Annotated in this window: 12 protein-coding genes; 7 read left to right on the forward strand and 5 right to left on the reverse strand. The window is 65.4% G+C overall.

Translation table 11 applies throughout. The features are described from left to right. Nucleotides 1–2: 2 nt before the first annotated feature. The 3 genes from JI59_RS13115 to JI59_RS13125 all read left to right on the forward strand — a co-directional run bounded on the left by JI59_RS13115 (nucleotide 3) and on the right by JI59_RS13125 (nucleotide 2,616). Nucleotides 3–689, forward strand: coding sequence for a Tim44/TimA family putative adaptor protein (locus JI59_RS13115; RefSeq protein WP_007012232.1), 687 nt, complete (start codon nucleotides 3–5; stop codon nucleotides 687–689). Nucleotides 690–832: 143 nt separating this feature from the next. Next, a complete protein-coding gene (gene mltA, locus JI59_RS13120) occupies nucleotides 833–2,041 on the forward strand; it encodes a murein transglycosylase A (RefSeq protein ID WP_007012231.1) in 1,209 nt (402 codons plus the stop codon). Further along, nucleotides 2,038–2,616, forward strand: a complete 579-nt coding sequence (locus tag JI59_RS13125; protein ID WP_007012230.1) for a Smr/MutS family protein — start codon at nucleotides 2,038–2,040, stop codon at nucleotides 2,614–2,616. Before mltA ends, JI59_RS13125 begins: the two co-directional genes overlap by 4 nt. A 467-nt stretch (nucleotides 2,617–3,083) precedes the next feature. Here JI59_RS13125 and ahpF read toward each other — a convergent pair whose 3' ends face one another. Beyond that, complete coding sequence (ahpF, locus tag JI59_RS13130; RefSeq protein ID WP_007012228.1) at nucleotides 3,084–4,682, reverse strand: alkyl hydroperoxide reductase subunit F; 1,599 nt, start codon at nucleotides 4,680–4,682, stop codon at nucleotides 3,084–3,086. A 137-nt stretch (nucleotides 4,683–4,819) separates the two neighbouring features. Further along, nucleotides 4,820–5,386, reverse strand: a complete 567-nt coding sequence (gene ahpC / locus JI59_RS13135; RefSeq protein WP_007012227.1) for an alkyl hydroperoxide reductase subunit C — start codon at nucleotides 5,384–5,386, stop codon at nucleotides 4,820–4,822. A 340-nt stretch (nucleotides 5,387–5,726) separates the two neighbouring features. Here ahpC and JI59_RS13140 point away from each other — a divergent pair, with 340 nt between their 5' ends. Then, the gene (locus JI59_RS13140) at nucleotides 5,727–6,683 is read left to right on the forward strand and encodes a sulfotransferase family protein (protein WP_038577621.1); all 957 of its coding nucleotides are present in this window, start codon (nucleotides 5,727–5,729) and stop codon (nucleotides 6,681–6,683) included. Nucleotides 6,684–6,722: 39 nt separating this feature from the next. On the opposite strand, the gene aroC is transcribed toward JI59_RS13140, so the two are convergent. Further along, on the reverse strand, nucleotides 6,723–7,805 hold the full coding sequence (gene aroC, locus JI59_RS13145; RefSeq protein ID WP_007012225.1) for a chorismate synthase: 1,083 nt from the start codon (nucleotides 7,803–7,805) through the stop codon (nucleotides 6,723–6,725). A 125-nt stretch (nucleotides 7,806–7,930) separates the two neighbouring features. On the opposite strand from aroC, the gene JI59_RS13150 reads away from it, so the two are divergent. Further along, on the forward strand, nucleotides 7,931–8,236 hold the full coding sequence (locus JI59_RS13150; protein WP_007012224.1) for an antibiotic biosynthesis monooxygenase family protein: 306 nt from the start codon (nucleotides 7,931–7,933) through the stop codon (nucleotides 8,234–8,236). A gap of 2 nt (nucleotides 8,237–8,238) precedes the next feature. Then, nucleotides 8,239–8,586: an ArsC family reductase gene (locus JI59_RS13155; protein ID WP_007012223.1), complete on the forward strand. Its 348-nt coding sequence runs from the start codon at nucleotides 8,239–8,241 to the stop codon at nucleotides 8,584–8,586. A gap of 12 nt (nucleotides 8,587–8,598) precedes the next feature. Here the strand turns inward: JI59_RS13155 and JI59_RS13160 are convergent, their stop codons facing one another. Further along, on the reverse strand, nucleotides 8,599–9,816 hold the full coding sequence (locus JI59_RS13160) for a hypothetical protein (protein ID WP_007012222.1): 1,218 nt from the start codon (nucleotides 9,814–9,816) through the stop codon (nucleotides 8,599–8,601). Between the two features lie 25 nt (nucleotides 9,817–9,841). Continuing rightward, on the reverse strand, nucleotides 9,842–10,606 hold the full coding sequence (gene ubiG / locus JI59_RS13165; protein WP_007012221.1) for a bifunctional 2-polyprenyl-6-hydroxyphenol methylase/3-demethylubiquinol 3-O-methyltransferase UbiG: 765 nt from the start codon (nucleotides 10,604–10,606) through the stop codon (nucleotides 9,842–9,844). A 65-nt stretch (nucleotides 10,607–10,671) separates the two neighbouring features. Here ubiG and JI59_RS13170 point away from each other — a divergent pair, with 65 nt between their 5' ends. Beyond that, nucleotides 10,672–11,931, forward strand: a complete 1,260-nt coding sequence (locus tag JI59_RS13170; RefSeq protein ID WP_038576153.1) for an aspartate kinase — start codon at nucleotides 10,672–10,674, stop codon at nucleotides 11,929–11,931. Nucleotides 11,932–12,029: the final 98 nt, after the last annotated feature.

Here is a 12,029-nt window from a genome sequence, read left to right on the forward strand (position 1 = left end):
ACGTGACACCGGAAATCGTGATCCTGGCCATGATCGCAGCCTTCCTGGGCTTGCGGCTCTATTCCGTGCTTGGGCGTCGTGCCGAGCACGAAGAAGAGCCCATTCAGGGACGCTTCGAAGGCCGCCAGGGGCAGCCGGGTGCAGCGCGCGTTCCGGCTCCCAAGCCCGACGCCAAAACGGACGATCGCAACCCTGCCCGCCAGGCCCAGCGCCTGCGTGAAATGCCGCTGGCCCCGCCTTCGGTCGAGCGCGGCCTCGCCGAAATCGCGCAAGTCGATCGCCGGTTCGATGCGCTTGCCTTCCTCGAAGGCGCGCGCAGTGCCTACCGCATGATCCTCGAGGCCTTCTGGAAGGCCGACAAGGCAGAGCTTCGCGCCCTGTGCGACGATGACGTCTACGAGAGTTTCTCGGCAGCGATCGACGCCCGCGTCGAGGCTGGCGAAACGATGGATAACCGCCTGATCCGCATTGAGGAATGCGCCGTCACGGCAGCCGGCATCGACAATGGTCTTGCCCGCATCACGCTGCGCTTCCGTTCGGATATCGCCGCGGTTACGCGCGACGCGGATGGGCATGTCGTGGCAGGCTCGCTCGACGATGCGATTGAAGCTGTCGACGTGTGGACCTTCTCGCGCGCCGTCAATTCGCCCGATCCCGACTGGCTGCTCGACGAGACCGACGCGGCCTGAGGATCAGGAGCACGGCAGCTCGAATGACGACCATTCGAAACTGAACTACGCGGGGCCGGTTTACCGGCCCCGTTCCGTCTGGGAGCATGGTCTTGGGGCAGGGACTTCAAACGGCAGGTAGAGCGCCAGAGGGCAAGTGCGCATTGGGCAACACTGGCGTTCCCGCGCGCAAGATCGCCGCTCTCTCGCTCGCCTTTCTGCTGGCCTCGTGCGTGCGACTGATCCCGGGGGGCAGCGTCAGCGGACCGGTGACGCCGCCGGTTCCTGCACCGACCGCCGAATCGGCCCTTGCCCTTGGCGTGCGGCAGGGGCCCGCCATCGCCGCATTGCGACTCGGACAGTCCGATGCGGTTTCCGCGCTGGCCTCGTTCCGCGAAAGCTGCCCGCGCGTGACGGTGCGCGCCGACGGCAGCGGGCTTACCCGGCCAGAGGACTGGCGTCAGGCCTGCGTCGCTGCGGCGAGCTGGGCGCCTGCGACCGCGCCGCAATTCTTCACCACGTTCTTCGAGGCCGCGCGCGTCGGCGACGGATCGGCCTTCGCGACCGGATACTACGAACCGGAGATCGCGGGCTCGCGCATTCGCCGTCCCGGCTACGATGTGCCGATCTACGGCCTGCCGACGGACCTGGTGCGGGCGAACCCCGGCGATGCGCAGCCGCTTGAGAACGGTCGCATGCCGCTGGGGCGGTACGATCGCGGCGGCCGTTTCGTGCCCTATTTCGACCGCGCCGAGATCGAGCAGGGTGCGCTCATGGGCCGCGGGCTGGAAATCGGCTGGGCGGCCGACCCGGTCGAAGTGTTCTTCCTGCAGGTCCAGGGTTCGGGACGGCTGCGTGCGCCGGACGGATCGGTGTTGCGGATCGGCTATGCCGGGCAGAACGGCCGGCCCTACACCGGTATCGGCGGCCTCATGCGCGAGCGCGGGTTGATCGGTTCCGGGCCCGGGCAGTATCCCGGCTCGATGCAGGGCATCATCCAGTACATCCGCGATCACCCGGCCGAGGGCGCGGCGCTCATGCGCGAGAACCGCTCCTGGGTCTTCTTCAGGGAGCTCACGGGCGACGGACCGCTTGGCGCGCTGAACGTGCCTGTACGACCGCTCAGCTCGGTTGCTGCCGATCCGCGCTTCGTGCCCCTCGGTGCCCCGGTCTGGCTGGACCTTGATCGCCGCGAGGCAGGCGGGCTCTGGATTGCACAGGACACCGGCGGCGCGATCAAGGGCGCCAACCGCTTCGATACGTTCTGGGGGGCAGGTGAGCAGGCCCGGCTGACCGCTGGCGGCATGAGCGGCCGGGGCAGTGCGCTGATCTTCCTGCCCAAGGGGAAGCTGAAGCGACTTGGCGCGCAATGAGGCGTCCCAGTCGCAAGCTGTCGCCCGACGAGGCGGAAGTGTGGGCCCGTGTCGCGCGCACGGTCACGCCGCTGGAGAAGCGCAAGCCGCTGCCGGTCGCATCGCCCGCGCCTGCGGAACGGCCCAGCATCTCGTCTCCGCCAGTGCCGCCGCCGAAGAAGATCAAGGGGCGGGTGCCGCCGCCGCTCCCGCCGAAACCTCTGCCGCCCAAACCGAAGGGGGAGACGCAGCTCCACCTCGACGGTTCATGGGAGAAGCGCATCGCCAAGGGCACGCTGGTGCCCGACTTCAGTCTGGACCTGCACGGCTCCACGCTCGACAGCGCCTATCATCGCCTCATGCATGGGCTGGGACAGGCCAAGGCCATGGGCGCGCGCGTGGTTCTGGTGGTGACGGGAAAACCCCGCCCGGTCGACGCGATGGATCGCGGTTTGCGGCGCGGGGCTATCAGGGCCAAGATCAATGACTGGTTGGCCGCCAGTGAACATGCCTCCGACATCGTCGCCATTCGCGGCGCGCATCGCCGCCATGGCGGGCAGGGGGCTATCTACGTGGTGTTGAAAAGAAGGCGCTGAACCCGAAAGGGTCCAGTCAAATTCATCCGAATCGACTGTGCAGATCCGACGCGACTGCGTCAGTTCTTGCGAGCGCGTAAGTCATGGGGCCAGATCTTCTCAGGGACTGGCAAATCCAGATGCCATGATCTTCGCAATAGTCGCGAAGTTCATGGAATTTGTCTTCTCTATACGTAAAGCGGTGAAAGTCCGATATATTGTTGGTCATGTGGCGAAGTATATACGAAGATTGCGAAATTTTCAACCGGAGCGGTTTGCATTATTTTTCATGTGACCTGCGCGATTTCAGCGTCATTTTTTTCGCCGGTCTCTATGCTCATTTTCTGCAAGTCACAGGCCGGCGGGCGAGCCTTCGCTTCCACCGGATGTAAGCCGGAACGCAGGAACGGGCGGGGACCCTGCGATCCTCGCCCGTTCCGGTTTTCCAGTGCAGTGCGCCGGATGATCCGGGCACCGCTGCTGCGCGATCAGGCGGCCTGGGCGGCCTGCGCGATCTCTTCGGGTGCCTCGTTGCGGATCAGGTAGTCGAACGCGGAGAGCGCCGCCTTCGATCCTTCGCCCATGGCGATGATGATCTGCTTGTAGGGCACCGTGGTGGCATCGCCTGCGGCAAAGACGCCGGGCAGGTTGGTCGCCGCCTTGCCGTCGATCACGATCTCGCCGAAGCGGGTCATCTCGAGACCCGAGTCCTTGAGCCACTCGGTGTTGGGCACCAGTCCGATCTGCACGAAGACGCCTTCGAGCTCGACGTGGTGTTCCTCGCCGCTGTCGCGATCCTTGTAGGTCAGGCCGTTGACCTTCTCGCCGTCGCCGGTGACCTCGGTGGTCTGGGCGGAGACGAGGATGTCGACGTTCTTCATCGAACGCAGCTTGTCCTGCAGGACCTGGTCGGCGCGCAGCCTGGCGTCGAACTCGATCAGGGTGACGTGGCCGACGATATTGGCCAGATCGATCGCCGCCTCGACGCCCGAGTTGCCGCCGCCGATCACCGCCACGCGCTTGCCCTTGAACAGGGGGCCGTCGCAGTGCGGGCAATAGGCCACGCCCTTGGTGCGGTACTCGGCCTCGCCGGGCACGCCCAGGTTGCGCCAGCGCGCGCCGGTGGTGAGAACCAGCGAACGGGCCTTGAGCGATGCGCCGTTCGAAAACTGCACTTCGTGATAGCCGCCGGCTTCGCTGGCCGGGATCAGCTTCTCGGCACGAAGCAGGTTCATGGTGTCGATGTCATATTCGCCCACGTGCTGTTCCAGCGCGGCTGCAAGTTTGGGACCTTCGGTGTAGGGAACAGAGATGAAGTTCTCGATCCCCATGGTGTCCATTACCTGGCCGCCCATGCGCTCGGCGGCGATGCCGGTGCTGAAGCCCTTGCGCGCGGTGTAGATCGCGGCCGAGGCGCCGGCAGGACCGCCGCCGATGACGAGCACCTCGAAGGGCTTCTTGTCGGCAAGCTTGGCCGCGGTCCTGGCGTCGGCGCCCTTGTCGAGCTTGCCGAGGATTTCCTCGATGCTCATCTTGCCCGAGCCCCACATCTCACCGTTGAGGAACACGGCGGGCACGGCGAGGACGCCGCGGCCTTCGACCTCGTCCTTGAACGCGCCGCCTTCGATCAGGGTGGCGGTGATGCGCGGGTTGTAGAGCGCCATCAGGGTCAGCGCCTGAACGACATCCGGGCAGTTGTGGCACGAGAGCGAGAAATACATCTCGAAATCGAAGTCGCCCTCAAGCTGGCGGATCTGGTCAAGGACCTCGTCGGATACCTTGGGCGGGTGGCCGCCGGTCCAGAGCAGAGCGAGGACCATGGACGTGAATTCGTGGCCGAGCGGAACGCCGGCGAAGCGGACCCATACCTCGGTGTTCGAGGCACGACGGATGATGAAGCTGGGCTTGCGCGCGTCGTCGCCGTCGAATTGGGCGGTGACCTTGTCGGAGAGCGCGGCGATCTGGGTCAGCAGGTCGCGGGTTTCGGCCGACTTTGCATCGTCGCCAAGCGAGGCAACGAGTTCGATCGGTTCGCGCAGCATGCCGAGGTACTGCGAAAGTTGCTGCTTCAGGTTTTCATCAAGCATCGTGTTGGGTCCTGTGAAAATGTTGGGAGAGGTTGCGAAGGTCCGCGGCCCGGGGCTTTCGGGGGGAGGGATCCGCCCCGAGCCGCGTCCTTCAGGCGGCCCTCAGGCCACCGTTCTCCGGTACGACCCGGAGGAAATCAGAGCTTTCCGACGAGGTCGAGCGAGGGAGCGAGGGTCTCGCTGCCTTCTTCCCACTTGGCCGGGCAGACCTGGCCGGGGTGGGCGCGCACGTACTGGGCGGCCTTGATCTTGCGGACGAGTTCCGACGCGTTGCGGCCGACGCCTTCGCAGGTGATTTCCATGATCTGGATCACGCCGTCGGGGTCGACGACGAAGGTGGCGCGGTCGGCAAGGCCCGAATCTTCGCGCAGGACGCCGAAGTTGTTGGTCAGCGCGTGGTTCTGGTCACCCAGGAAAGCATATCCGCACTTGCCGATCTTTTCCGAGGTGTCGTGCCAGGCCTTGTGGCTGAAGTGGGTGTCGGTCGAGACGCCGAACACTTCGACGCCCATGCCCTTCAGCGCGTCGTACTGATCGGCGAGGTCTTCCAGTTCGGTCGGGCAGACGAACGTGAAGTCGGCCGGATAGAAGAAGAACACGGCCCACTTGCCCGCGATGTCGGCTTCGGTGACGTCGAAGAAGTCCTTGCCCGCCTGGAATGCGGTGTTCTTGAACGGCTTGATGGTGCTGCCGATGATACCCATGGTCGTGTTTCCCTCTAGATTGGGTGTTGAATGGACGAGACGGAGATAGGCGCTGCGCGTGACGATTTGTAGCGCGATGATTCGATTGGCTTGATCGGATTGCTCGATTAGTCGCAGTCAAGTTGACCGATTTCATCGATAAGGCGTGTCCCCGCGCTTCGCGGGCCTCGAAAACGGCCGCTGCGATCATGCCGGAAGGGTTACCCTGTCGCCGCGTCCGGCACCGATCCGCTATCCCGAACGGGTAATTGACTCTCCGTGCCCCGGTCCTGTTCCCTGTAACTATAGATTAAAAAAGCGGTTTCGGAGTCGCGGTGTGAATGGGGATGAGGAACTGAACATGCGCGCCAGGTTGGGGCGTTTCGCGCGCGGGGCTGCCGGTTCGGCCATCAGGCTGCTGGATGCCTCGCTCGCGCCATTCGTGCCTGTCCGCTCGGGCCGGCCGCAGCATCCCCCCATCTTCATCGTTGGCCTGCCACGATCCGGAACCACGGTTGTCTACCAGGCAATGACGACGGTCTGGCGCTTCGCCTACATCAACAACATCACCGAGCGCTTCCCCCGCAGCAATGCGTGCGTTTCCAGGCTCTTGCGTGCGCATGCCTGGCGCGTGCCGCCCGAATTCACCAGCTATGTCGGCAGGACGCCGGGCCCGTCCGGACCGAGCGAGGGTATCGCCTTCTGGCAGCACGCCTTCCCGAGCGAGACGCACGAGGCGGTTGAGCCGGAGGAAGTGGATCCGGAGCGCGAGCGCTGGCTGGTAAACTCCGTGGCAAGCCTGAGCGAACAGTTCGATGCGCCCTTCCTGTCCAAGGTCCCCTGCAACAGCCTGCGGATTTCCGCGCTGGCGGCGATCTTCCCGGATGCGCTCTTCGTCGTCGTCCGGCGCGACCTGATGGACGTGGCGCAATCGCTGCTCAAGGCGCGCCGTGAACGCTGCGGAAACGCGCGCGGGCATTATTCCGTCATTCCGCGAGGGCTTGAGGATCTCGGCGATCTACCCCCGGTTGAGTATGTCGCCCAGCAGGTCGCCATGACCGAAATTGCCATGCGCGAAGCTCTGGAAAGTCTGCCGGGGAGCCGCTTCCACGAAATCGACTATGTGGACTTCTGCGCCGAGCCGCGGGACGTGCTGGCACAGTTCGAGCAATTCGCTTCGGGGCACGGTCTGGAGCTTGAGCGGCGATCCACGATGAGCCGGGTTCCCCCCGCTTTCGAAGCCAGCCAGGGGATCTGCATGCCTGCCGTCGAGCGCAAGACGATCGAAAAGACGCTGGTCAGGAACCGCGTGATCTAGACCGCGCCGCACTTTCGCGCGGCGCCGAAGCAGCCTCGTTCAGCCGCACTGGCCCCGGTGCAGGAGCTTGTGGTCCGCCAGCACCAGCGCCATCATCGCTTCGACTACCGGGACGCCGCGAATGCCGACGCAGGGGTCGTGGCGGCCCTTGGTGAACAGCTCGGTAGCTTCGCCTTCGCGCGTGACCGTCGGCTGCGGTGTGAGGATCGAGCTGGTCGGCTTGAAGGCGACGCGCACGGTCACCGGCTGGCCGGTCGAGATGCCTCCGGCAATGCCGCCGGCGTGGTTGGCGAGGAAGTCGGGGCCGTGCTCACCGGGGCGCATCGGGTCGGCGTTCTGCTCGCCGGTCAGGCGCGCGGCTGCGAAGCCGTCGCCGATTTCCACGCCCTTGACCGCATTGATGCCCATCATCGCCGCAGCGAGATCGGCATCGAGCTTGCCGTAGAGCGGGGCGCCCCAGCCAGCAGGGACATTGGTGGCCACGCATTCCACCACTGCACCGACCGAGGAGCCGGACTTGCGGGCATCGTCGACGATCTTCTCCCAGCGAGGGACCGCTTGGGGATCGGGGCAGAAGAAGGGATTGCGGCCGATCTCGGCGGGATCGAAATTCGCCATGTCGATGGCATCGCCGCCGATCTCGGCGACGTAGCCCAGGATCGAGACATCGTCGATGACCAGCCGCGCGACTGCTCCCGCCGCGACACGGCTTGCGGTTTCGCGCGCGGAGCTGCGGCCGCCGCCACGATAGTCGCGAAAGCCGTACTTGGCGTCGTAGGCATAGTCGGCATGGCCGGGGCGATAGGCCCTGGCGACGTCCGAATAGTCCTTGGAGCGCTGGTCGACGTTCTCGATCATCAGGCTGATCGGCGTTCCGGTGGTGCGGCGCACGCCGTCGGGAGCCTCGAACACGCCGGACAGGATGCGGACCTGGTCCGGTTCCTGGCGCTGGGTCGTGAACTTGGACTGGCCGGGGCGGCGCGCATCGAGGAAGGGCTGGATGAGCGCTTCGTCGATCTCGATGCCCGGAGGGCACCCGTCGACGACGGCGCCGATCGCGGGCCCGTGGCTTTCGCCCCAGGTGGTGAAACGCAGGATATGGCCGAAGGTGTTGACGCTCATGGGTTGCGCTTTGTCGCGACAAGTACGGTTTGTCCAGCGTTTCGCAGGGTCTGGCGGCCTGCTCATATGCCTGTACTGCGTCCTGCGAGCTTTCGCGAAGTTGGCGAGTGGGATAGGGGGCAAGGATGTTTCTCGTCGTCTTCCGCAACCGCAAGCGCGCCGACATCGATGCGCGGGCCTATTCCCGCGATGCCGAGGCGATGGAAGCGCTCGCCCGCAGCCAGCCGGGCTTCCTCTCGTTCAAGAGCTACGCCAGCGAAGACGGCGAAGTGATCGCGCTGTCCGAATGGGAGGACGAAGCCAGCGCCCGCGACTGGGGCCGCCAGGCCGAGCACGCCATCGTCCAGGGCCGCGGCCGCGACGACTACTATCGGGACTATACCCTCTTCGCGTGCGATTCGCCGCGCATCCACCGCTTTGAAAGGAGCTGACATTGAGCCTCGAATTCTACGGCATTCCCAACTGCGACACCGTCAAGAAAGCGCGTAAGTGGCTGGAGGGGCAGGGGCTCGACTACGCCTTCCATGACTATAAGAAGGAAGGTGCGGATGCCGCCAGGCTGGAGAAGTGGGTTGCAGAAGCCGGTTGGGAAAAGGTCCTGAACCGCGCAGGCACGACCTTCCGCAAGCTGCCCGAAGAGGACAAGGCCGATCTCGATGCGGCCAAGGCCGTGCGCATCATGGTGGCCAATCCGAGCTGCATCAAGCGGCCCATCGTCGAGCATTCCGGTGGCATTCTCGTCGGTTTCAAGCAGCCCGAGTGGGAAAGCGCGCTGGGCTGAGGCGGCTCCGGCTCACCCTTCGGCGGAGGTGCCGAACACCGCGGCCGCGGCACCGAGAACGGCCAGCGCGCCGAACAGCAAGACCCGCCGGTCGCGGCCATCCCTGGCGCCGCCATACCAGGCGCGCAAGGCGGCCAGCAGCGATTGCGCCGCGTAATAGAAGGCGAAGGCGCGCGATGCATAGGCGATGATCTCGAAGACATTGGCAAGCCAGGTCATGGCGAGGCCGACGCCGACCAGGATCAGGTAAGTCGTCTTGCCGCCGACCTTGCCTTGCGTCAGTTCGCGCACGAGGCCGCCCGATCCGTTGGTGTCTGCCACGGCGGCGCTGAACTGGGCGCTGAGCGCGGCCAGGATCAGAAGCGGGCCGAGGACGACCGAAACGCCGCGCATCATGTCGATGATCGCGGTTTCCTCCAGCGTGAACGAACCGCTTTCGAAGCTGACGGCGAGCAGGGCGACATAGGCGAGGTAGATGCCGGTCGCGATCCACTGCGACAGGCGCATGGACCGCTGCCGCTCGTCTGGCGAGTAGTGCGAGCCGAGATAGCGCGATGTCTCGAAGCCCTGCACCGTCACGATCAGGCCGAACATCAGCTGGACCGAGCCGATGAAGCCCAGCTTCATCCCGCTGGTTTCGAGGTGATGGCCGTTCCATTCGACCCCTGCATGGACGGCGAGGGCGGCGATCAGGGCGGCGATGACCACCAGCTTGATCGATACCGTGACCTGCTCCATCCGCTCGAGCAGCGAGAAGCCCTTGGTCAGCCCCGCCGCCAGGATCACCAGGTACACGCCGGTGGTGATGGCGCGTCCCAGGAGGTCCGAAGGCGCACCGAAGATGCGCGCGGCGAAGGCGCCGAACAGGTTGAGGTAATAGGCAACCGAAATGACGTAGGCGAAGGCCAGCGCCCAGCTGGCGATCCCTTCGACGCGATTGGCGAGATCGGTGTCGCGGTCCGGCTCGTCGAGGCGGGCGATGTTGTAGCGGATCGCCGAGCCGAAGGCGTAACCGGCGAAACACAGCAGCGCCATGGCGACGATGCCCCAGGTGCCGAAAGTATCGGTGAGGATCGGGCCGAGAATGAGGAAGCCGCTGCCGATGATCGAGGCGAGCGGCGTTACCGTGGCCCGCCACAGCTTGGCCTTGGCAAGCCGCGGCCAGAACAGCAGGGCTGCCACGGCGATGCCGGCCACGGCCATGGCGATGTCGATCATGCCGGCGATCATCGGTTTCGGGTTCCGGGTGGAAGGATCAGGCCGCGCGCGCGGTGACGATGTAGTTGAGGGACATGTCCGAAGAGAGGTGCAGGCCGCTCACCGGCGACCACGAAATCCCTTTCGGCTCGCCCATGACAAGACCGGCTGCGGCCAGCAGATCGTGCAATTCTTCGGGCGTGACGAACTGGCTCCAGTCATGCGTGCCGCGCGGCACCTTGCCGAGACGCTCGGCGGCCTCGACCAGCAGCAGGCGCGAGGCAGGTGTGCGATTGGGGCACGAGAGGATCATCAGCCCCTCAGCTGCCAGCGCTCCTGCCAGCTCGCTCACGAACTGCGCCTTGTCGGCGACGTGCTCGATCACTTCCAGCGAGCAGACGAGGTCATGGTCCCGCAGGCCCAGCGCGCCGAGTTCGCCGTGACGATAGTCGATGGCAAGGCCCATGGCCGCGGCATGGGCGCTGGCGGTCGCGACGTTCTCGGCCGCAGCATCGACGCCGGTGACCTGTCCGCCCAGCCGCGCGAGCGGTTCGCACAGCAGCCCCGCGCCGCACCCGGCATCGAGCACGCGTTTTCCCGAAAGTGGACGCAGCGCGTGCGAATCACTCCCGAAATGCAGGTCGATCGCCTCGCGGATAAAGGAAAGGCGCACCGGATTGAGCTTGTGCAGCATCGCGGAGGAGCCTTTCGGGTCCCACCACTCTGCCGCCAAAGCCCCGAAATGTGCGGCTTCTTCCGGGCGAATCGTGGCACTTGCGGAAGGCTTGTTCACGTCCGTGCTCGTGGCAGTTGCATTGTTCATGGACCATCCCTAACAGCGCGCCGAACTCTTATCTACTCGCGCAATTTGACGGGAGCACCGGCACCTTGGCACGTATCGTGATGAAATTCGGCGGCACTTCTATGGCCGGGACCGAGCGCATTCGTCGCGTGGCGGGCATCGTCAAACGCCAGCAGGAAGCCGGGCACGAGGTTGCCGTGGTGGTTTCCGCGATGGCGGGCGAGACCGATCGCCTCGTGAACTTCTGCCGCGAGGCCAACGCGCTTTACGATCCGGCCGAATATGACGTCGTCGTCGCCAGCGGCGAGCAGGTCACGGCCGGCCTCCTGGCGCTGACCTTGCAGTCGATGGGCTGCAAGGCCCGTTCATGGCTGGGCTGGCAGCTGCCGATCCGCACCGACGATGCCCACGCCAAGGCGCGCATCGAGGAAATGGATTCCGAAGCCGTGCTGGCCTCGATGGCGGGCGGCGAAATCGCGGTCTTCCCGGGCTTCCAGGGCATTTCGCCCGATGGCCGCGTGACCACGCTTGGCCGCGGCGGTTCCGACACTTCGGCCGTTGCCGTGGCTGCTGCGGTCAAGGCCGACCGCTGCGATATCTACACCGACGTCGACGGCGTCTACACCACCGATCCGCGCATCGTCGCCAAGGCGCGCAAGCTGCCGCTCGTCACCTATGAGGAAATGCTCGAACTGGCTTCGGTCGGCTCGAAGGTCCTGCAGACCCGTTCGGTCTCCCTTGCTATGAAGGAGAACGTCCGCGTCCAGGTGCTCTCCTCGTTCATCGACGAGAACGCCCCGCCGGCCGACGACCTGCCCGGAACGATGATCGTCAGCGATGAGGAATTGGAAGGAAGCGACATGGAACGCCAGCTGATCACCGGCATCGCCGCCGACAAGAATGAAGCGAAGATCACCCTGACCCGTGTGCCCGATCACCCGGGCGCCGTTGCCGCGATCTTCGCGCCGCTTGCCGAAGCGAACATCAACGTCGACATGATCATCCAGAACGTCCCCAAGGACAAGGGCGAGACCGACGTGACCTTCACCGTGCCGCAGGCGGACCTCGCCCGCGCGCAGGCGATGCTCGAGGAACGCAAGGAAGCGATCGGCTTCTTCCGCATGATCGCCGACGACAAGGTCGCGAAGATCAGCGTCGTGGGCGTGGGCATGCGCAGTCACGCCGGCGTAGCCTCGACGATGTTCAAGACGCTGGCCGACCGCGGCATCAACATCCAGGCGATCTCGACCAGCGAGATCAAGGTATCGGTGCTGATCGACTCGGACGAAACCGAACTGGCCGTGCGCGTCCTGCACACCGCCTACGGGCTCGACGCCGCGGCCTGATTTCCCGTCAGACCCGGCTTCGCGCGCTGGCGCGGACCCGGGGTGGCCGTTATGCGCTCAATCGGCCTCGCTCGCGTCGCGCACTCGGCCGCATGGAT

Origin of the sequence: Novosphingobium pentaromativorans US6-1, from assembly GCF_000767465.1 — a bacterium.
Taxonomy (GTDB): Bacteria; Pseudomonadota; Alphaproteobacteria; order Sphingomonadales; family Sphingomonadaceae; genus Novosphingobium; species Novosphingobium pentaromativorans.